Source organism: uncultured Roseovarius sp. (assembly GCF_947489715.1).
Classification (GTDB): Bacteria; Pseudomonadota; Alphaproteobacteria; order Rhodobacterales; family Rhodobacteraceae; genus Roseovarius.
Genome location: NZ_CANLER010000014.1, coordinates 1 through 21,246, shown reverse-complemented (window position 1 = coordinate 21,246; position 21,246 = coordinate 1). Strand labels below are relative to the sequence as shown.

The window sequence follows — 21,246 nt, the reverse complement described above, 5'->3', positions numbered from 1 at the left end:
GGAGGTATCAGTGAATTTCAAATCATTTTTAGGAACGGCAGCTTTTGCACTTGTCATCTCTACGCCCGGAACAGCGGCCCCCATTGATCTGGATTTCATGCTTGGTGGCAGGACCGGTACTTTCTTTGGCTTAGACGATGCGGATGGCGTATCAAGTGCTTCGTCGGTGATTTATAATGGGCTCGAAGACAGTTACTTGTTCATTCCCATCGGTTCTGTGTCAAATGCATTTACATTCTCCGCTGGCTCTCTAACTGACATAGCGTTCTCGTTTGTGGGCCCGGTCATCGGAGATGAGGCGGACGGAATTCTCGACAACTTTGATTGCCTTATCGGCAGTTGCACATCTCGGGAGCGAACCATCCCACTGGGAACTACTACTATCTTCACAAGTTTCGCCCCTGATTTCACGATCCGCCCAGTCGCAGCAGTACCCGTGCCTGCAGGGGCTATTTTACTTCTTAGCGGGCTTATCGGGCTTGCCGGCTTCCGGCGGGTAACTCAGCAATTTTAGGCAGTACGACCGCACCGATTGGGTGCACATCGTCAATTCACAAAGGAGAAATTCATGAACATCAAATCACTTCTCGGAGCGGTAGTTCTTGGATCGGTCATGGCAGGCCCCGGTTTCGCAGCATCGATTGATTTGGATTTCTCGTTTGCAGGCGTGTTCGGTACCTTCTTTGGCTTGGACGATGCGGATGGCGTATCAAGTGCTTCGTCGGTAACTTTCAATGGTGCCTTTGACAGTTACTTGTTCGATTCCAGCGGTGCTCTGTCGAATGCATTCACATTCTCAGCGGGTGCCCTGACCGACATGGCGTTCTCGTACACGGACCCGGTCATCGGGACTGGGGTGAGCGGACTTCTCACCAACTTTGATTGCCTCTTCGACAATTGCGTCACATCGGAGCAAACCATTCCATTTGGAGCATTTTTCGAAGTCACAGGCTCCGTCCCGGTCTTTACGGACCGCCCGGTCGCCGCGATCCCCCTGCCTGCAGGGTCTGCGCTACTTTTAAGCGGGCTTATCGGATTTGTCGGGATTGTCGGCCTGCGCTGCAGAAAGTCTCGCGCGGCATAGTTTCATGTTCGTACCGTTTGCCGCCTACCCGAGGCTGCCTGCCACTCCGTTAGTCCGGCCCATTGCCGACATTCAACTCTACTTGAATTCTATCGATCATGTTCCTGAAAGCAGCCCTTCATTCAAGGTGCAGCATTCAGGAAAAGCCGAGGACGATTTGGTGTAATGAACCGTCATCGGCACAAAACTCAGAATCTTTGGATCTGTTATTTACCGTGCCCATAAATCCGATCAATGTCGGGCTGTTCCGTCAGAACCATGTGAACCCAAATGTACACGTGCTGGAAAAATGCCACGATGAAGGCGTTCCATGATCCAAAGGCAAGCGCGATGCCCCAGAGACCCAGAAACACCAGACCGTACATGCCGTTGGATGTGTATTTGAACATCCCTTGTTTGACGAGTGGCATGGCGATGATTTCATCATCGAAGTGATCAGCACCGATAGCACGTCGGATAGTGAAGTACTTGATCACCGAGTGCATGGTCACGATGGCAACTAATATCGCCGGTATAGCCACAACAACCTCAATGCTGCGAAAGCTGGAGATAGGTGCCTGATCGAGCCACCCGACAATGATGATTGTGATGGGACGCGCAACGAGCAATGGCAAAAAAACCGCACCCCATACGGTTAGTGCTCGATCTCGAAACATCCGAGTCATCAAGCCATTGTAAAGTTCAAACCGGAAAACCACTGCAACCAGGACCTGATGGACAACAGCAATCACTATCGAACAAACTGCCCATTCCTGAGCATTCCAGCCAAAAAATGTACGGTCCGAACTATTTGCTACCAGGAGAGAAAAGGCGCCAGAGACGAGAAGTACAATGAGCCCAAGGTGTAGCAATTGGCCTTGGAAGATATCTCTCCAGGTTGCCGCTGCCCGAATGGTTTCAAGACGTCCCATGGTCTTAATCCTATACAATCTGTTTCGATCCTAAAGGGAGCAGCCAGGTTACGGAATAAATGTTCTTCGTGGTAATGGTATCCCGGCCCAGACCCGACATTCAGCTCTGCTCGATTTTACCTATCCGACTTCCCGTTAGCGGACGTTCGTGCACAGCGCAGCATTTTGGATAAACAGATTCCAGCGATACCATCCGCGACCAAATTCATTGAGGGAAAAGCTTAGCATAAACTGCACCATTGATTTCACGAAACAACTTTATCTGCATCGCATCGCCGAAGTCTTCATGACCATTCGCCGTAACGACAAATGCCCCAGCACCGCCGATCAGCGATGCGCTAAAGTAATCGGACAGGTCGTCGTAATCCTCTTCGATCGCGAGCCCATTGATAACGATGCCTCGACCCACGAGACGTTCACGTGTTGCCAGCATCTGCTCGAAGTCGTCACTTCGGCCGTTACCAGACAAATCGATCACATGCCGCCTTGCGACGCCCGGCGCTGCATCAAACTGACGCTCAGAAAACTCCAACCCTGCGTGCACCATGGTGCCGCCACCAGGCAAGATGCGTGGCATGTTTCCAACGGCATCTGCAAATTTTATTACGTCGTCGTCGTTCTTGAGTGCAACCCAATCCATAGCAAGTACCTGTTGCTGAATGCTTGACCATTGCACGATGGATATCGCAATGCCCCCACGCGCCTCTGAAATCGCATTGCGGACTGAAGAATGGCGCAGCGCATTGGCGGTTCCATTTCGTTGCAATGCAAATTCGGAATCGTTGATGCTGGCTGACACATCGAATGCGAGTACGAGATGAAGTTCAAACTCTTCGCGCGTTTGAGCGGTTGTCTTCTGTGTGGCGGCAGGCAGGAAAGCAGCCATTACCAGAAGCGCAAAAATGTGCAGGCGTAAACTATGTCTCATAGCGATTCCTTTCGAAGAAAGATTTCAAAGATCACTTCCAATGACATGCCCGAGTTCGATGTTGGTCGCTTGCAACTACGCGCGTAAGATTTATGGAATAGACCCTCGTCTCAGAGACTGAACCGTACGCCACGGCCCGTGGTCAAAGGTTTCTTGCCAGGCAAGCCCTCACGTTTCAGCACATAAATGCCGCTGACAATAATTGTTGTGATCCCCGCCAACACCAACGTAGTTGGTACTTCCGACCAAATTGCAAATCCCCAAAATACTGCAAGTGGCATTGAGACAAATTCGAACGGCGCAACCACACTGACAGGCGCAACCTTGTACCCCTGTGCCAGGCAATAAAACCCAAATGCTGCAATCACGCCGCACACCGCAATCATCAACGCGTCCAAAGCGGTTGGCACAACCCAGGCTCGCACCAAAAAGTCCATGCTTGGGTGCACAGCCGTATCTATTTGGCCTTGGCCAAAAGCTAATCCGGCAATGCCGCTGACGGCCACGAATACCAGCATGGCGTAGAAGGCCATTGACGCGCCTGTTTGAGACCTTCCAATCCGTCGGGTGATAATGATGCTGGCCGCATAGGTACAAGCCGCGAGAATAGGAAGGCAAATCGCAGGCGATATCGAGCCGCTAGTGGGCTGCACAATCAACAACACCCCGGCAAATCCCGCCAGAACTGCGCCCCATCTGCGAATGCCCACTGTCTCTCGCAAAATTAGCGCCGAAAGCATCGTCACAATCAAGGGAGAGATGAAGAATATTGCGGTCGTCTCAGCCAGAGGCAGTGCCTGCAAGCCCATGTAATATGCAGTGTACGAGATCAAGCACAACAACCCACGTAGGACATTTAGCCCGAAATGCCGAACTTTGAGTGTTCGAACGCCTCCGCTGTACAGAACGATCAAAAATATTGGCCCGATCGCCACAAGGCCACGGATGAACATGATCTCAAACCCAGGGTAGGTGTCGCCAATACTCCGGATAATGACATCCTGCAGGCTAAACGTACCGATCCCCAACGCAATCAGGACAATACCCTGAAGCGGATTATCAGCATCACCACTGACGTCGTTCACCTTTGGTGGAGCAGTATTTGTCGTCGTTGTGGACAAAACGTTCATGCCTCCCCGGTTGTGTTGTTCCTCGGAGTGTGCACGAGTAAAGTACATCTGGAAAACAAATAGATATGATAGGATCAATCGAAAATTACGATTGAGCCGTATGGTGAACGAATGACCTTGGATCAGATAAAGACATTCCTTGAACTTGCGGAAACCGGAAGTTTCAATCGCGCTGCACAAACACTGAATGTCACTCAGTCAACCGTGAGCGCTCGCATCAAAGCACTGGAGCAGCTTGTCGGACACTCTCTGTTGATCAGAAACCATTCAGGATGCCGTCTGACAGCTGCGGGACAACAGTTTCTCTTCTATGCAAAAAACATAAAGTCATTTTGGCAAAAATCCTTGCATACCGTTACTCTCCGGCCCGAATTCCGCAGCATGCTTTCGGTGGGTGCTCAGGTCAGTCTTTGGGAACGACTGGTTCTTGATTGGATGGCATGGATGAGATGTCAGGCTCCCGACATCGCCTTGAACATCCAGACGGATTACTCACCCGCCCAAATGGCAATGCTCACTGATGGGTTGCTGGATATTGGCGTGATGTATCAACCTCGTCATACATCCGACCTCATTGTCGAAACCTTGCTGGAAGAAGCACTGGTTCTCGTCAGCACGAAACAGCGCGAACTCACAACGGGCTGGATTGAAGATTATGTATTTGTCGATTGGGGTGATGTATTTCTGGACGCTCATGCCCAGGCATTCCCAAACATGGAAACCGCTGCAATCACTGTAGGCTTGGGCCCGTTGGGATTACAATACATCCTGAAAAACGGTGGCTCGGGATATTTTCCGCTTCGTGTCGTTCAGGGAATGATTGCTGAGAAAAAACTCTATCTGATGGAGGGTGCCCCGGTTTTGAAGCGCCCGGCTTACCTGGTCTACAATGCTGATCCAATTGACAAACCAGCATTGGAAATAGCCATCGTTGGCTTGCGTGAAATAGCTGCCAAAGAAGCCGAAAACCAGATTTGACGCCGGGTTTCCAAGCAGAGCTCAATATTGCGGTTCCTCCGGCCCGAAGCCGACCTTGGCAATCAGAGTAGTTGCGGCAGTGCAGCTTTCGAATAGCGGACGTTGCTAAATCGGTTCAAGTTGAGACTTGTGTTCGACGGGTCGATAACCAAGAATCTTGAGCACACCCGGACCTACGCGAGAAAACAGCAAATGAGAGACGACTTTAGTCCTACGACAAAGCGGATTTTGGGAGAACGCGCAGCTTTCAGATGCAGCAACCCAGATTGTAAGAAAACTACGATCGGTCCCTCAGCCGCAGATGAAACCAGATCAATCTCCCAAGGAGTTGCTGCACACATTTGCGCAGCTCAAGAAAACGGGCCTCGTTACAACTCTGAACAAGACCCCGATCAACGGAAATCAGCAAGTAACGGAATCTGGCTTTGCGCTGCGTGCGCTGCACTTATCGACAAAAATGAAGGCATCGATTTCCCTGTCTCAACTCTTGATGGATGGAAGCAAAAACATGAGGAGACCGTTTTTTTGGAGCTATCACAGGGCAATCCGAAATTGGTTTGACTGGTTGGTGTGAGGAAGAAAACGGTAGCTGGATCCTACGCGTCAAGAACCCAACGATGATCCCATTTCTTGATTGTGTTATAAGAGCTTACAAAATGGAGAATTTCGGCGAGCCTTTCGCTGACATCGAAGTCGTTCTTGGCACCGTCCCCCCTCGTCAGACGATAAGTGAGACTGTTGACTACGCGATGTTAGAGAGCCGTGTATTCGGACATCCAAGTGTAGAGGTGGAATACACTGACCCAGAAGGAAAGGACTGGCTTAGAGAGCAAAGTGGTCGAATCCGGAGGATAGACTTCAGGAGACCGTTTGACTGACACGGCAACGGCCCATTCCGGACTCTCGTCGTGACAAGCGATGCCGCTGCGCAGCTTCCCGAAAGCGGACGTTGCCATCGCTGCGATTTCGCCAAACCTTATTCCCTCATTAGCTGTTTGATCCCGCCGATGAAGGTAGCGTCGTCCTGTACTTTCCGTCTGTCCAAAAGTTCAACGGCGTCTGCTCCGGCGCGGAACCTGAGGCGGTCGCCGGTCTCATTGGCGGCGTCCCATATCACTTCTGCAACGGTCTCAGGATCGGATGGGTTGGACGCCAGTTTTCCAAAGACCCGCCCCATGGCTTCGGCCATCGGCGCATAGTCCGAGAGGCTCTCGTCTATAGCAAAGTCGAAGGAGCTTCCGCCGAAGTTTGTTTTGATCATTCCAGGCTCGACAATGCGGACGTGGATGCCAAGCGGTTCCAGCTCGTAGTGTAGCGCTTCTGACAAGCCTTCGACCGCAAACTTGGTGCCGTGGTAGAGTGTGCCGAGCGGGAAAGTGATCTGACCGCCGATGGACGAGATATTGATGATCGTGCCTGTGCGGTTTGCCCGCATGTGCGGCAGCACGGCCTTCGTGACTTCCATCAGGCCAATCACGTTGGTGTCGAATTGACGCCGGATACGATCCATGGAGAACGCTTCCAGCGCGCCATAGGCACCGTAGCCTGCATTGTTGAGCAAGACGTCAATCTTGCAGAAACGGTCGATGCTTGATGCAACGGCATCTTTGATAGAGTCCGGATCGGTGACATCAAGACGCACCACATGGACGTTGTCCAGTTCGGCGAGGTCGTCAGCGCCATCGGGATTTCGCATCGTGGCTACGACGTTCCAACTGTTGGTTTGAAAGTGTTTGGCTGTGGCTTCGCCAATGCCCGACGAAGCACCGGTGATCAGTATGGTCTTCATGTAGTTTCTCCCTCAAGCGTTGAGCTTCAGCATGTCTTCGATGCCAAAGCTGGTCATGACTTTGCGGGTGACGTCATGAAGCACATCATTGTAGCGCTCGATCTGTGGGCCGACGCCCACATGATCCACAACGGTGCGGAACGGCTTTTGCCCGAAGGGCTTTTCCAGAAGGTCGACGACGGCTTCCGCGATCCGCTCGGGGCGTTGATCCGGCGTTGCTTCAAGCATCTGGGCCAATCCGGCGGCTGACATTGCGGGCACCGCCGCAAACTCTCCGTACTGCGCCTCGCGCTCCGGATCATTCGGAGCAACCATCCCATCGAAGAAGGCAGTCGGCATGGCGCCGGGTTCGATGATGCAGGATTCAATCCCAAAGCCTGACAATTCAGTCCGATAGCATTCGACGATCGCCTCCAGTGCCCATTTGGACGCTGAGTAGGTCCCGTAAAATGGCGTCGCAATCCTGCCGATCAGGCTGGAGGTGTAGAGAACCGTCCCCCGCCCTTGCGAACGCATATGGGGCAACGCCGCGCGCATGACACGCTGCACACCCATCACGTTTACATCGAACATGCGGGCCATGTCCTCAGGCGACATCAATTCCTGAATGCCGTAGGAGCCGATACCGGCATTGTTGAACAGGACGTCAAGGCCGCCAAGACGTTCGATGGCCTCCGCCATTCCATGCTCGGTGCTGGCCGTGTCGGTCACGTCCATTTCAACGATGGACGCGCCAGCCGCCTCAAGCTCCTCAACAGTATCGGCGTTCTTCCCCTTCCGGCTTCGCACACTTCCGGCGACCTGATAGCCTCTCCCGAAAAGTGCGAGCGCGGTTGGCTTTCCAAACCCGCCTGCGATGCCAGTGATCATGACCTTTTGCATGTCGGTCTCCTCCGTTATGATATGATCACGATAGTCGCAGTGAGGGTCTCATTCTTTCCTGTTTAACCAGAATACTTGTCTGATTCTCCAAAACTGCAGATTTCCGTTATGACACAGTGGGTAGAGGCGCTATCAACAGGATCACATTGGAGACCAACAACATGAACAGCCAAAACCTGTTGTCACATGTTACAGTGCTGCTCGATCAGGCAGGCGTCGCTGAGGGCGCAATCCATCATGCGCAAAGCGGCACCCACCTACTGCGGCATCACGCAACAACCGACCTAAATGCGACCGTTTATCGACCGCTTCTTTGCCTGATCTTGCAGGGTGCAAAGCAGGTCGGGTCCAGCACCCGAACATTAACTGTCGGCGCCGGGAAGTCCCTCATCGTGAGCCATACCCTACCTGTCATTTCACGGATCATCGAAGCGTCGTCAGAGGTCCCTTACACTGCCTTGGTCTTTCCACTTGATCTCGATCTTCTCAGGTCATTGGCCCCCGCAGTGCCACCCGCATTGAACGGACCGTCTTCCGATCCGTTCTCGATCTGCTTGTGTGACACCGATCCAGGTCTGACAGACGCACTTCACCGCTATTTCCTTCAGTGCGAGGAAGAGGAGACGCGGCAACTGTTGGCACCGATCATGTCCCGCGAAATCCATGCAAGACTCCTGATCGGGCAACATGCTCAGGTTCTTCAAAGACTACTCTGGCATGAAAGCACCGCCAGCCGCATCCATCTGGCAACGCGGGACATTCAGGCTAACCTGCAGGAAACCATCGTCGTCGGAGATCTGGCCGCAAGGATCGGGATGAGCAATTCCGCGTTCTTCGAGCAATTCAAGGCCGTGACCGGAACATCGCCGCTTCAATACCAAAAAGACCTGCGCTTGCTGAAAGCCAGAGATGACCTGCGGACAAGCCGTTCCAAGGTTTCAGAAGTCGCCTTCGCCGTTGGCTACGAAAGCTCAGCGCAATTCTCGCGAGAGTATTCACGCAAGTTCGGTAGATCGCCAAGGCAAGACCGCGAGCTTGAATTAACCGACTAAGGCAAGAACGGGAACCGGCCCTAACCGGACATTCGGCCGTGCCCAGAATTCACCGTTTGGCTTCCCGAAAGCCGCCATTGGTGCTGAGCGCAGCATTTTTTCCAATTGCGACGGTAATGTTAGTCTCTCCGAATACTCATATCGTTTAGAGTATAGCTACTTCTAGCAATGAAGCTGAATTCAGGCGGCAACAATTGCATCGATGTTGACGCGGCAATCAGGCTCCTCCATTGATTGTAGAATGTAATGAATTGCAATTTTGATGTAGTTGAACATGCCAGCATACCTTGAGGGCCTCGCGATTCAGTTCTACCGGGGCATCGGTCCCGAGACCCAATACATCGCACCATTCTCTGAAATGAACTTCTTTGTGGGCTCCAACAATGCCGGGAAGTCGATAGTCCTAAAACTAATCAAAGACCACTTACCTTTAGGTGTTGGCGTAGCGAACACAGAATCCGTCGATACGTATCGCGGTGGAACGGAGGGTAGTTTTCAAAGTTTTATTGGAGTGTCGGAACGGACTTATAGAACACATCTTTTGAGAACTTTGCGGAAAACCCAAGACGCATATCGAAGAGGTGGGCATCGCGCACTGGCGGTTGGAGATGAACTTGAAGGAGTGTCTTCTGAAATTACAAAGCATCTGCTCTACTTTGCTGGCATCTGGGTGGACCTAGCGAGCCGGACCGGAAAGCCAATTTTAGGGGAGGATATCTACAACCGAGACTTTGACTTTGGTTTAGATACCCACCGTTGGAGCGACTTGGCTCAACTGTTTGGCCTAGTCCGACAGGATAGCCTGGAAGGGAATGCTAGGGGCGTGCTTCAGCAGGTAACAAAAAGCCTGGAACCCAAATTCCCGGAACGTATGCTCATCCCTGCAAAACGCCAGCTTGGCGATGGCAATGATGCTTTTGATGATCTGTCCGGCAAAGGTTTAATCAAGCATCTCGCAGAGATTCAAAACCCAGATTTCGATGAGCGCGAACGCAAAGTCATCTTTGATAAGATCAATGAGTTTGTGCGAGTAGTAACGGACAAACCTGATGCACTGCTGGAAATCCCGAACCATCGCGAACATTTACTTGTGCACATGGATCAAAAGGTATTGCCACTATCGTCACTTGGCACTGGCATTCACGAAGTCATTTTGATCGCGGCATTTTGCACTATCCATCAGCACAAAATCATGTGCATTGAGGAACCAGAAATCCATTTGCATCCCTTACTTCAACGCAAATTGATCCGTTATCTGCAAGACCACACGGAAAACCAGTATTTCATCGCAACCCATTCGGCGACATTTATTGATACGCCCGGAGCTGCGGTTTTTCATGTTCGAAATGATGGGATACAGAGCTATGTTGAAGCGGCTATCACCAAAGGCGATCAGCGCAAAATTTGTGATGATCTAGGCTACCGTGCTTCTGATATCCTACAAGCCAATGCCGTGATTTGGGTCGAAGGGCCTTCGGATCGCATATATGTGAAGCATTGGTTGAAGGCACTAGATGATCGCCTGATTGAAGGCGTGCATTTTACAATCATGTTTTATGGTGGCGGACTGATTAGCCATTTGAGCGCGAATGACAGCGCAATTGAAGATTTTATCAAACTGCGAGACCTGAATCGTAATATTGCGGTAGTGATAGATAGCGATAAGGACGAACCAGGCGCTCCACTGAAACCAGCGGCGCGGCGATTGAAAGAGGAAATGTCCAAGGATGGGGGCATAGTCTGGATCACTAAAGGGCGCGAAATTGAGAACTATGTGCCCCATGAGCGACTGCAAGATAGCTTGAGGGAACGTCACTCGCAGATCTACGGTGCGCCTTCAGCCGGCGGTGCCTATGATCACGCATTCTATTTTGAGCGTAAGGGCGCGAAGCCTGGTTTCGACAATATATACAAGGCTGGTGATAAAGTTGGAGCAGCGAACATCATTTGCGGTGAAGACGAATCCGTCGACTTTGATGTTCTTGATCTGAAAACGCGCGTTACCGAATTGGTGCAGATGATTTTGGATGCCAACGGTATGATGCCGATAAGCTGAAGGGAATTTTTTGTCGGTCTACTGATAGGTAGCATGGCAAAAAGGCGTGAGGTAAAAGGCCGCTTTTCGGGTGCGTAATGACTGGTCTGCTCATTGCAGCCACTCTTGATAGTGGTTATCTTAGACGATGTCGTCTGTTGTGAGGTTCCGTTGAAAGCAGAACATGTTGAATGGTTGGACGACCTTGTAACTGCCAATAGTTGGGAGGCGTTCGACCATGAAGCGCATCCAACAAAATCAGTACGAGACGCAATTTACGATTTGCTCGCACACCTACCCCGGAACGAAGCCTCTCTAGTTTTGCAGCTCCTTGAGGACTATCGCATTGTAAAAGACTATACGTCATTTGCGCGGGCTTTGATGGTAGAAATCAAAAAATCTGTTGGAAATGCAGAGACAATCATAACACCAGTGAGAGACTACAACGCAGAACGACCAAAGAGCGGGCAAGCATTGCACTACGATATGGGCAACTTCACTGCCTTCTTCGAGGACAATCAGGTAAAACTCTTGGATGACCTAAGATCGGACAAGTGCCAGTCGCACAATGGCCCGCATATCAGTGTGGATGACTTCATAGGCACTGGCGGTCAGTTTCTCAAAATGCGAGATAAAGTTGTAGACTCTGGCAAAGACTTCAACGTTACGCATATTGCAACGATGTGTATCCAAGAAGAGGCAGCCAAAAGACTAGCCGCTGAAGGCTTCCAAATTATTACTTTGGACACGAGGCCGAAAGCGCTGCCTCAACTGGCATATAAAAGCGGCCGATTGCTGAACGAGTTGTACGCTGAGTACGATATACTCGAAAGTAAAACTGCATGTCCGGAGCGAGCCAAACGGGGTTGGGATGGCAGCGAAGCGCTGATAACTTTGAAGTCAACGCCAAATAACACGCTTCCAATTTTTTGGGTAGAAGGGAAAAAAAAGTGGCCGGCACCATTTCCAAGACCAAAACGCTAAGCAAAGAAGATCGTGACATATTGCGGGCCATTTATTTCCGGCAACGTATTCCGCTTCGTCTTGTGCTCGCACCAAAAGCACAACTAGCAAACCGCTTGAAAATACTTCAAATGGCGGGTCTGATTGTCCGCAAAGACAAGGAATTCGCGCTTACTGACACGGGTATACATTTGCTAAAACGAGCTTACGGAGGGAAAAAGCCACCGATGATCGATTTCAAACAAGATGCACGACTGAAACGCAATCAAATCAAAAAGGAGTTTATTGTAGGAAGCTCTCTTGCGGGCGAAATAGCCCGTGAAGCTAGTATTAGCGAGTAGTCGAGAGATTGCGAGCTGGGCTGGCGAGTCGCCATCCGAAATCGGACTATCAACGAGCCATTACCTTCTTCGATTTCTTGCAGAGCTGCGAACTCGAAGAAGGTAACTCAGACAAGTCCTCGTTCGGAATTCTTTCTATCAAAAGATTTCCGATGATTATTGTAGCTTCGAGAGCTTCCCACAATGAACACCAAGACACCACAGATCGGCTATGCGGCAAGCGTAAAGGATGAACACCGAGCAGCGGTAGAAGCCTATATCAAAAAACTGACCGATACAGGCCTGCCTGTAATCTTGTCCCCCGCGCATTTTTCTTTGCTTGTTAAAATACAAATGCACGAACTGTTTTCGATCTCCAATGCTCCAGATCGGTACTACACAGATTTTTCGGTGCGTAAGCACAACGGCGGAAAAAGACTCATATCTGCGCCATTGCCGCTGCTGCTCTACCTGCAAAAATGGGTCTTAAGCAACATCTTGGAAACTACAGAAATACATCCAGCAGCAAAAGCTTACCGCAAACGTTCTTCGATCAAAGAAAATGCAAAGTTTCACCGAAAACAGGCCTTTGTTTTCAAGAGCGACGTAAGAGATTTCTTCGGTTCAATCTCCAGCTTCTGGGTCTATAACTACTTCAGAACTCTAGGATACACCAAGGCTGTGTCTCGATTGCTAAGTGGTATCTGCACCAAGAACGGTTGTCTGCCTCAAGGTGCGGCGACAAGCGGGTACCTCAGCAATATTTTCATGAAAGAGTGTGATGAGAAACTATTAGTATACTGTAGAGAACACGGCCTGAGGTTCACCAGATATGCAGATGACATCGCCATCTCGGGTGGCGAAGTCGACTTTCCTTCCCTTCGTCAGTTCGTCGACAAAATGCTTTCCGATCACGACCTCAATATTAACTTGGCAAAGACTCGTTGCATAGCGCAGCACGCACGACAGAAGATCGCGGGCGTTGTTGTGAACTCTAGGATGAGTCCAGGACGTGATTTTCTGCGTCAATTGCGACAGGATATCTACTACATTGAAAAGTATGGTATCTATGGCCACGCGAGACAGACTGGATGGCGAAGCCCTCAGGCATGTTTGAACAACACATTGGGCCGCATTTCACACGCACTCTTTCTACTCGGCAAAGATAAAAATCTGGAGAGCAAGAAGCGAAAACTTGAACAAATGGCAAAGCCGTTTGACAATTAGGTTCGGCACACTTGACCAATACATAATCAAACACACAAGTCTTCGGTGCCCTTCCGTCGACTCCGACATGTTCAGAAAAGACAGTTCAATCGGACTAATTAACATGAATAGGGTTGAATTGAAGTCGGGTTACTTTTTGCTTGCACCTAGAGCTAAAGCCCATTGTTGACAAGCACACCTTAAAAGCGAACACTAAATCACAAGTTTTGAGCAACTTTCAGGGATAAATCATTGTCAAAAAACGTTTTTTGCTAGCCATAGCATAAGTAAAGATTGCGGAGGCCACTGGGGGAATTGAAAAAAGCATCCGATCGACAAAACGCTGTACGGCTTCTGGCGTGCATCGTCGCTGGTGGCAGAGATCCGGAACCCGGCAAGTGGGATGGAGACATCGTTGCGATCCTAGACGGACAAGCACGGTTGCAAGCGCTGGATTTCTGGATGCGGTATCCCGATTACTTAGCAAACGAGTTGCTGAACTCTTACGAAGATAACGGTTCAAAGAAACTTCTCGATACAGCAAGGCGTATATTCGACGACCGAGAGCCTGATCTCCGCCACTTGCCAATGGTCCGCTATCATTTCGGCGCCTTTGAGCCTTTAGATACCGCCCTAGCTATACTTCGGTCCGCAGACCTGATCAGAATTAGAAGGATCGGCCAACCTGGCCGTGTCCAACGCCACCTGTACCTACTGACTCAAAGAGGTTTGGAGGCGATGAAGTCGCTCGCCAAAGCAGCGCCGGAACTAGCCTGGTACCGTGATCGCGCACAATTGGTCGCCGCTGTTGCGGGTGGACGCGGCGGCACGGCGCTAAAAGATCGCCAGTACCTTCAGAAAGAGTACGCCGAAACCGATTTATCACAGCCTATTAGATCGATTTCGGACCGCGTCCTGGAACGCCTTAGAAATCTTGAAAGCGAGGAGCAGACATGAGCCGAAACTGGCTTGAGATAATCGCAGACAAAGCGAACCTTTCTCCAGAACAGGCAAGCAAACGGTTGCGTCGATGGGGTGTCGTTCCGGACCGGTCAGCGCGCCCAGCTCGATCTTTCGTGATCGAACGAATTGCATTCTCGGGCGAGAAAAAAGGTGAGATGACGGGCACGATCGACTTCGAATGGACGGGACTAGAACCGGGAGTCTGGGCCGTAACGAGTGAACATAATTTCCGTGGTAAATCGACGGTCCTAGAGATCATCTTGTGGTGCCTTCGTGGTTTGACAAAAAACCTACAGGAAGATGTGCGCAGTTGGCTCTCGCATGTATCCTTACACTTTGCTGTGGATGACCAGCGCTATAGGATCGCCTTCGATCTGATCAACGGAGAACCAAAGGGACAGCTCGAGCGCCGCGCTCCGGACAACTCGCATCACCCGCTCGAGAACTTCACATCCGACGAAGGGTTCGCTCTGGTGATGGAACGGTTCATGATGGATGCGCTCGACTTGGATGTTCTTCCTGCGATGCAGGGCGAGGAAGACGAAAGGGATGTTGTTGAGCACGGTTGGCTCGCACTCTCCAACGTATTCTATCTCGGGGGCGAGCATAAGGTTCTTCTAGGTGACGCGCTGATGGCCGGGCTGCCAGCGCGTATGCTCCAAATGTATGTTGGACTTCCATGGGCGAGCACAAAGACATTCGTCACGACCGCTAAGAAGGAACTCGGACAAAAACGCAAAAAGATGGATCGTGCGGCACAGAGCTCCAAGGCTGAAACAGAAGCGGCAAAGTCGCGTTTGGAGGCCGAAATTGAAGTGGTGCGACGGCAACTCGCCGGTTTACCTGAAGAGACAACAACTGCGGAAGCATTGAAGCAGGCAGGAGAGGCCGTAGCATTGGCTACGCGGAAACTGTCTGAGCTGCAGGCGCGTGCTTTCGCCGCAGAATCAGAGTTTAGTCAAGTGCGCGAGGCTGCATTGCAGGATGAAAGGGACGTTAGAAACTTGCGCGAGTCAATCGTGGCTACGGAGTTCTTTAATGGTTTGAATCCCGAGTGCTGTCCACGATGCGAGACCAAGGTTACCACTGCTCGGGTAAAAGCTGAAGCAGCTGAGCTGGCATGTTCTCTTTGTGCAGAAAGCATTCCAGAGGATCGTTTCGAGGATGTGAGCGAGACCCTGGAAGCGACAGAAGCCCGCGCAACCGCGTCGAAAGCTGCTACAGAACGCGCCAGGGCGGCTAGCAAGTCAGCAACCGCGGCAGCCGCAGCCGCCTCAGCAACTCTTGCTCAGGCGCAATCAGATTTGAATGAGATGATAAAGGGGGCAGACTTTACTGCGAAACAGAACGCCGAACTCGATTTAGCTCGTCTGCAGGGTGCGCTCAAAGAACGCAGCGTTGAGCCGGAAGAGTCCAGGGCTGATCCTGACGAAGCGCTGATAACCATTGCAGAAAAGGAGACAACGAAGGCCTACAATGTGGGGCGAAAAGACATTCTTGATGCATTGAACGCCGAGATACTACCGCTCGGTCGCCGCTTGGGTATTGAAGCACTCGAAGCGGTCGACCTAAACAGCAATGCATCTCTGAAAATCACAAAGGGTGGGGCAAAGACGAGTTTCTCTAAGGTGACAGACGGCGAGAAATTGAGACTTCGCCTCGCGACTGCGATTGCGCTTCTGCGAGTCGGACGGAAGCTGGGAATTGGCCGTCATCCAGGCCTTCTGATTGTCGACTCACCGGGTAAGGAGGAGGTTACCAAGGTTAATCTCGAAGCGCTTCTAGGCGAACTAAGAAAGATCGCAGAAGAGATGGGGGAGCTACAGGTAATCGTAGCAGGTACAAACGTGGACGAGATCATTGGTGTGTTGGGCAAAGAGCGATGCCGCATCGCACGAGGCGAGAGCTATGTCTGGTAGTTGCCGATAATGACGCACGGGATGAGTGTGAGTGCTGCGTTAGAGGCGAGTGTTGCGAGTGGCATGATCCCTTCGCTCGAAGAACTCGGCGGCGTCGAAGCGATCCTTGGAGATCGGGAAGCTGTCATTTCTAGCCCTTTTCTTGACGTACTATTGGAGTGCATCAGAGGTGGGTCAGCTCAGGACCAAACATTACTGCTCGACCTTGTCGCGGAAGGTTTTCTCAAGGCCGACAAACCAGCCGTCTTTCGTGATGCCGCGAATGTGCTACTGGCCGATCCGGAACTTAGGCTGTCCGCGCGACCAAAGCTCGTGGAGGCCTTGGTCCAACGGGTCGAAGAGCGGCAATCGGGCAAAGATGCGCTAATCGCAGCATATGCCCTCGAAGCTCTGTTTCGCCTTGGACTGGAGGATCGTCGAACGAGACTACGGACCTTGCTTCTGATCGATGGATTGACGAGCGACGATGATGGCCTCTTCGCTAAGTACGCTGCGCGGATCGTCGGTGTGGCCTACCACCAATGGGGAGACATTGAACTCAGGGACGTTTTAATCCGACTCCAGGCAAATGACGAAGCTGCAGACGATGCAGCGTTCGAACTGGCTATGGTCGCCTTGGCCAACGCTCTGAACGCTGTTGATGTGGTCGGGATTGACATTGCCATTCGCGACGCACGCGGCCTGTTCATGAATGTCCTGCGTCGCGATGCGAGCCGGCTCGATGCCGCAGTGCAGGTGGCTGTAATCGATATCATCCTATCTTTTTCTACCGACACCGATAATGGACTTTCAGATCAGATCGAAAAACTAGGGCGTCTACTAACAGAACGCTACGATCAGTTGGGGGTGAGCCAAACACCAGATTGGCTTAAGCCTCGCTTGGATCGCGAAGCTGAATGGTGGTCCTTACTTCGTCTACTCAGATCAGTCGATGGAGACCTCGGGCGCGAAAGTTGGCGTCACGCGGCCAAGGTGATGGAACAGGTGCTCTTCATCTACGACGCTGAGCGCACGGTCGCGATCGGAGATGCTCTTCACACGCTGTTCGCTCCACGGATAGAGGCCGCGTTCATACGTCGGAAAGGTCTTGCTGCGCATCTCCATGATCTTCTTGACGACGAAGAGTGGACTTCCACGGAGCGTCCAGTTGCGGAAGCATTGCGAGAACGGCTCGTAAAACGGGCCGAGGAGAGTTTCTCGGCGCGACTAGTGGAGGAGGACGGTGCATTTCCTGAGCTCAGCGCTGTCCTCCAAGACCACGATTTTTTGAGCCAGGTACCCGCAGACATGGCCCGCAGGTTGGAAAGTGCGCTGACCGACAAAGTGAGCGGAGGGCGAGGGAAGATGCGTCCAGATGTTCAGCGGATTTGCCGCGCTATAACCGAAGATTTTGCTGATGCATCAGACTATCGAGACGATGTCCGTGTGGCGTTCGACGAACTCGTGCAGAAGACCGTGATCTTTTGCGAAGACCGTCAGAATGCAGATCTAGCCCAGGCAGGTGATAATGTTGCATACCTGCGGAGTGCGAATGCGATTGAGAATGACCTACAACGCGATCTTCGGGTTTGGCTGCGAGCCACTATGCCGGCTGTCAATATCCTAACAGAGGTTCCCGGCATCGCGATCGGTCGGTCGGACCTCTACGTCGACTTCGGTGATGTGCAGTTCGTGATCGAACTCAAACGACACGAAGGTGTAGTTAATGATGCCGTCGCTCGGGATTACCGGGCGCAAGCCGTCGCATACCAAGCGACAGGCCCGAAGCTTGGAATGCTCGGCATTCTCGAGTTAGTCGATCGTCCAGGACCGCCTCCGAGCTTAGTTGAGTGCGTCTGGACCAACTCATATGTGCCAGAGGGCAGCGATCTCGTCAGGCATCTTGTAGTTTTTCGGGTTCCTGGCATGTTGAAAACACCATCGAAAATGAAATAGTCGTCGATGTCTGCTACTAAATGCTTAGTGTGATTGACTGCTAATGCCTTTGTATGATCCGTTTTTGCAACTGCAGCGAATGTCCGGTTCCCGCCCGACGGCTGGACGCTTTCAATCAGTCGGCCTTTCACTTTCAATTGGTCAGTTTTTTGCTTTCAATAGGTCGGACAATTTGCGCGTGAACGTCCGTTTCTAAGCTATTGCTTAGTATTGTTGGCGTCCGCAGCGAAGGTCTGCTTTCCCCGCATGGTGTCGATCGCTGCAATTGCAGCAATGCTTTGGCAACGGTGAAATTCACTGCTCTTCAAGAACCCATAACCGGCAACTAAGTATTCTGAACTGACGTCAGCCGTTCCATAGCCCCCATGAGAGGCATGGCTCGCACACCCCCTTGCCCGGGCACCTCCCGATCGTCGGCATAGACAAGAATGCGTTCTGAAGTATCCAGTTCTTCTGTCGCGATATGGAATCCGCGCGTTACTTTTGGCGATGTCGTCCGCTTGATCTCGATGGCCCAAATAGCCCCTTTGGGAAGTTTCAAAACCAGATCGACCTCGGCACCGGCTGATGACCGGTAAAAACTTGCCTCAGTGCCGCGCGGCGCGGCCGCAATCAGGTTCTCGATACAGAACCCTTCCCAGCTGCCTCCTATGACGGGATGCCCCAGCAAATCCTCCTGTGTCTCGATCCCGAGAAGGGCATGGGCCAGACCGGAATCGCGAATAAAGATCTTAGGCGATTTGACCAGGCGCTTGCCGGCATTGGAATGCCAGGGCGGCAGGCGGCGCACCAGCATCAGATCGACAAGCAGATCGAGATAGCGTGCAACACTCTGACCGGAGACGCCCAGATTGCCCGCAAGTTTCGCCGCATTGAGCAACCCGCCCTGCTCATGGGCGAGCATCGTCCAGAACCGGCGCAGTGTCTCCGCCGGAATGCGCAGCCCGAAGGCGGGGATGTCGCGCTCCAGATAGGTCCGGATGAAATCCTCCCGCCAGATCAGGCTGGCCCGGTCAGATTTCGCCTGAAAACTATCGGGAAAGCCGCCGCGCAGCCAGAGGGCCGACAGCGCATCCGCGCCAACCTCCGGCAGGGTGAACGGCGTCAGCTCGTGATAGCTGACCCGCCCGGCCAAGGATTCCGCGCTCTGGTGCAGCAGCGTGTTCGAGGCAGAGCCCAGCAGCAGGAATTGCCCGGTTCGATGCCCTTGCCTGCGGCGCCGATCGATCTGTCCGCGCAAGGCCTGAAACAGGTCCGGCACAAGCTGAACCTCGTCGATCACCACAAGTCTTCCAACCTGTTCGTCAAGGTAAAGATCGGGTTCGTCGAGTATCCGGCGATCGGCGCTTCGCTCCATATCGAGATAGACAGCTTCCCGGCTTTCTGCGATATCCTGCGCCAGCGTCGTCTTGCCCACTTGCCGCGGCCCAAGAAGGACAACACCCGCCTGGTCCTCCAGGGAGTCTTCGACGGATTTTCTATGGGTGCGCTCGATCATACCTTGCATTTATTCCATTGAGTGGAAGATTTGCAAGGTTTATATTGTTGGAATCCAATTGGATGGAAAGCTGACACTGATCCGAATCCGCTCGCATGAGTTATAGGAAACATTTCTATAACTCATGCTGACAGCCTACTGGGCCGCACGCACACCATTGAGGTCGCTCCTCAGCACTCCGTCAGACCTGCATCTTCCAACTGCTCCCTGTCCGGCAGATCACGCAAGGACTCCAGCCCGAAGGCCACCAGGAACTGTTCGGTGGTGACGAAGGTGTAGGGCGCGCCGCGGCGGGGAGCGCGGGGACCGGTGGTGATGAGGTCGCGGGCGTGCAGTCGACCGATCAGGTCGCGATTGATCTCCTTGCCAAAGATGTCCTTCAGGCCCTCGCGCGTGATCGGCTGGTGATAGGCGATGGCAGCGAGGACAGCGACATCGAACTCCCGCAGGTCGAGATCCTGCTCCCCCAGATCCGCCGCCGCCCGGATCGCGGGCGCATAGGCGGGCCGGGTCCGCAACATCCAGCCATCTGTCACGCGGGCGATTTCATAAGGGCGCTCCGTCAGTTCGACTTCAAGGTCCTCGATCAACTGATCCACCGAGGCCCCCTGCCCTATCACCTTGGCCAGGTCACGTGTCGGCACCGGCGACGCGCTCGCGAACAGCACCGCCTCGATCCGACGCATCCATTCGCGCCAGCGCAGCTCAGGTGGCAGGTCTTCGAGCTCCCGGTCGAACTCGATATCGGGATGGTCCTTGGCCATGGTCAGAGCCCGTAGAGCCGGAACGTATCGCGCCCGGTCAGCTCGCGCACGACGCCCAGTTCCACCAACCGGTCGCAAAACCGGCGGGAGGCGCGGTCCGAGTTTAGCGAGGTGAACGCAGAAGGCGCCACGGCATCCCGGTTCAGAAACAGCTCCAGCGCTGCCCCTGCCCCCTTGGCGCGCAGCTTGGGCGCTACCGCGTTGAGCCGCGCCGCGCGACGGGCCAGGTCTGCCGCCAGTGGTATGACCTCCGCTGCCGACGCAATTACCGCCCGATGACAGGCCAGCCGCAGATCCTCGCCGCGCTTGCGCAGATCACCGCGTTTGAGTCCCACAGCCAGCAGCGGCACAATGTGGTTCCAGCCCAAGGCCTGCACTAGCACCGCCTCCGCCAGGATCAGAGCGGCCGCCTCGTCGCACGGGTTTTCCGCCAGAACAGTCTCCAACACAGTCGCAGTGCGTGCCACCGGCCCACCCTGCCCCGCATCGAGCAAAATTGCGATCTGTTCCGGCGCCAGGGTAGGCAGCGCACCGTTCAGTGCTCTGTGCAGCGCCTTGACCGAGACCGGCCGCTCGACGGCCCGCCGCCAGGACAGGGTGACCTCACCCGCCGGGCCGGGATGGTCCCCGGGCTGCAGAAACCCAACCGCATCGCGCAACTCCCCAGCCCGTTCCGAACGCCCCGCACGCATCACGCAGGCCTCCGCTGCGCGCAACGCCAGGCGCTGCCGAAGCAAGCCCTGGGGCACGTCGTCCCGGCGTACCACTAGATGCAGGTGGGCCAGCGCCGCGCCTGACAAAAACGCCACAGTTTCAGGGGTTTCCGCACGGCCCGAGGTGACCCAATCCGGCAAGTGCGGTAGGGTGATTTGACCGTTCGAGATGGCTG

Annotated in this window: 20 protein-coding genes; 12 read left to right on the top strand and 8 right to left on the bottom strand. The window is 53.0% G+C overall.

The window, feature by feature from the left end:
* Positions 1 to 10: 10 nt before the first annotated feature.
* Complete coding sequence (locus tag Q1B27_RS22850) at positions 11 to 514, top strand: VPLPA-CTERM sorting domain-containing protein (protein WP_299851861.1); 504 nt, start codon at positions 11 to 13, stop codon at positions 512 to 514.
* A 54-nt stretch (positions 515 to 568) separates the two neighbouring features.
* Positions 569 to 1,084 carry a hypothetical protein gene (locus Q1B27_RS22845; RefSeq protein ID WP_299851859.1) on the top strand — a complete coding sequence of 172 codons (516 nt, stop codon included), beginning with the start codon at positions 569 to 571 and terminating at the stop codon, positions 1,082 to 1,084.
* A gap of 206 nt (positions 1,085 to 1,290) precedes the next feature.
* Here the strand turns inward: Q1B27_RS22845 and Q1B27_RS22840 are convergent, their stop codons facing one another.
* From Q1B27_RS22840 to Q1B27_RS22830, 3 genes are all read right to left on the bottom strand, one after another.
* The gene (locus Q1B27_RS22840) at positions 1,291 to 1,995 is read right to left on the bottom strand and encodes a methyltransferase (RefSeq protein ID WP_299851856.1); all 705 of its coding nucleotides are present in this window, start codon (positions 1,993 to 1,995) and stop codon (positions 1,291 to 1,293) included.
* A 205-nt stretch (positions 1,996 to 2,200) separates the two neighbouring features.
* Entirely contained in the window at positions 2,201 to 2,923 is a 723-nt protein-coding gene (locus Q1B27_RS22835) for a DUF1194 domain-containing protein (protein ID WP_299851853.1), read from the bottom strand.
* Between the two features lie 110 nt (positions 2,924 to 3,033).
* A complete protein-coding gene (locus Q1B27_RS22830) occupies positions 3,034 to 4,053 on the bottom strand; it encodes a DMT family transporter (protein WP_299851850.1) in 1,020 nt (339 codons plus the stop codon).
* Between the two features lie 111 nt (positions 4,054 to 4,164).
* Between Q1B27_RS22830 and Q1B27_RS22825 the strand changes: the two genes are divergently transcribed.
* Complete coding sequence (locus tag Q1B27_RS22825; RefSeq protein WP_299851847.1) at positions 4,165 to 5,031, top strand: LysR family transcriptional regulator; 867 nt, start codon at positions 4,165 to 4,167, stop codon at positions 5,029 to 5,031.
* A 301-nt stretch (positions 5,032 to 5,332) separates the two neighbouring features.
* A complete protein-coding gene (locus tag Q1B27_RS22820) occupies positions 5,333 to 5,605 on the top strand; it encodes a hypothetical protein (protein ID WP_299851844.1) in 273 nt (90 codons plus the stop codon).
* A gap of 402 nt (positions 5,606 to 6,007) precedes the next feature.
* Here the strand turns inward: Q1B27_RS22820 and Q1B27_RS22815 are convergent, their stop codons facing one another.
* Together Q1B27_RS22815 and Q1B27_RS22810 are read right to left on the bottom strand one after the other, a co-directional pair.
* The gene (locus Q1B27_RS22815; protein ID WP_299851841.1) at positions 6,008 to 6,820 is read right to left on the bottom strand and encodes an SDR family oxidoreductase; all 813 of its coding nucleotides are present in this window, start codon (positions 6,818 to 6,820) and stop codon (positions 6,008 to 6,010) included.
* 12 nt (positions 6,821 to 6,832) lie between these two features.
* A complete protein-coding gene (locus Q1B27_RS22810; protein ID WP_299851837.1) occupies positions 6,833 to 7,702 on the bottom strand; it encodes an SDR family oxidoreductase in 870 nt (289 codons plus the stop codon).
* Positions 7,703 to 7,863: 161 nt separating this feature from the next.
* On the opposite strand from Q1B27_RS22810, the gene Q1B27_RS22805 reads away from it, so the two are divergent.
* The 8 genes from Q1B27_RS22805 to Q1B27_RS22770 all read left to right on the top strand — a co-directional run bounded on the left by Q1B27_RS22805 (position 7,864) and on the right by Q1B27_RS22770 (position 18,095).
* Complete coding sequence (locus tag Q1B27_RS22805; RefSeq protein WP_299851834.1) at positions 7,864 to 8,754, top strand: AraC family transcriptional regulator; 891 nt, start codon at positions 7,864 to 7,866, stop codon at positions 8,752 to 8,754.
* A 274-nt stretch (positions 8,755 to 9,028) separates the two neighbouring features.
* A complete protein-coding gene (locus tag Q1B27_RS22800; protein ID WP_299851830.1) occupies positions 9,029 to 10,810 on the top strand; it encodes an AAA family ATPase in 1,782 nt (593 codons plus the stop codon).
* Positions 10,811 to 10,960: 150 nt separating this feature from the next.
* A complete protein-coding gene (locus Q1B27_RS22795) occupies positions 10,961 to 11,773 on the top strand; it encodes a hypothetical protein (protein WP_299851827.1) in 813 nt (270 codons plus the stop codon).
* Positions 11,740 to 12,093: a hypothetical protein gene (locus tag Q1B27_RS22790; RefSeq protein WP_299851824.1), complete on the top strand. Its 354-nt coding sequence runs from the start codon at positions 11,740 to 11,742 to the stop codon at positions 12,091 to 12,093. Before Q1B27_RS22795 ends, Q1B27_RS22790 begins: the two co-directional genes overlap by 34 nt.
* 183 nt (positions 12,094 to 12,276) lie before the next feature.
* The gene (locus Q1B27_RS22785) at positions 12,277 to 13,299 is read left to right on the top strand and encodes a reverse transcriptase family protein (RefSeq protein ID WP_299851821.1); all 1,023 of its coding nucleotides are present in this window, start codon (positions 12,277 to 12,279) and stop codon (positions 13,297 to 13,299) included.
* A 294-nt stretch (positions 13,300 to 13,593) separates the two neighbouring features.
* Positions 13,594 to 14,235 carry a hypothetical protein gene (locus tag Q1B27_RS22780; protein ID WP_299851818.1) on the top strand — a complete coding sequence of 214 codons (642 nt, stop codon included), beginning with the start codon at positions 13,594 to 13,596 and terminating at the stop codon, positions 14,233 to 14,235.
* Complete coding sequence (locus Q1B27_RS22775; RefSeq protein WP_299851815.1) at positions 14,232 to 16,160, top strand: hypothetical protein; 1,929 nt, start codon at positions 14,232 to 14,234, stop codon at positions 16,158 to 16,160. Before Q1B27_RS22780 ends, Q1B27_RS22775 begins: the two co-directional genes overlap by 4 nt.
* A gap of 63 nt (positions 16,161 to 16,223) precedes the next feature.
* Positions 16,224 to 18,095: a hypothetical protein gene (locus Q1B27_RS22770; protein ID WP_299851812.1), complete on the top strand. Its 1,872-nt coding sequence runs from the start codon at positions 16,224 to 16,226 to the stop codon at positions 18,093 to 18,095.
* Between the two features lie 325 nt (positions 18,096 to 18,420).
* Here the strand turns inward: Q1B27_RS22770 and Q1B27_RS22765 are convergent, their stop codons facing one another.
* The 3 genes from Q1B27_RS22765 to Q1B27_RS22755 form a co-directional block, all read right to left on the bottom strand.
* Positions 18,421 to 19,593, bottom strand: coding sequence for an ATP-binding protein (locus Q1B27_RS22765; protein WP_299851809.1), 1,173 nt, complete (start codon positions 19,591 to 19,593; stop codon positions 18,421 to 18,423).
* 170 nt (positions 19,594 to 19,763) lie between these two features.
* Entirely contained in the window at positions 19,764 to 20,357 is a 594-nt protein-coding gene (locus tag Q1B27_RS22760; RefSeq protein WP_299851806.1) for an SMC-Scp complex subunit ScpB, read from the bottom strand.
* Between the two features lie 2 nt (positions 20,358 to 20,359).
* The gene (locus tag Q1B27_RS22755) at positions 20,360 to 21,211 is read right to left on the bottom strand and encodes a DUF1403 family protein (RefSeq protein ID WP_299851988.1); all 852 of its coding nucleotides are present in this window, start codon (positions 21,209 to 21,211) and stop codon (positions 20,360 to 20,362) included.
* Between the last annotated feature and the right edge of the window lie 35 nt (positions 21,212 to 21,246).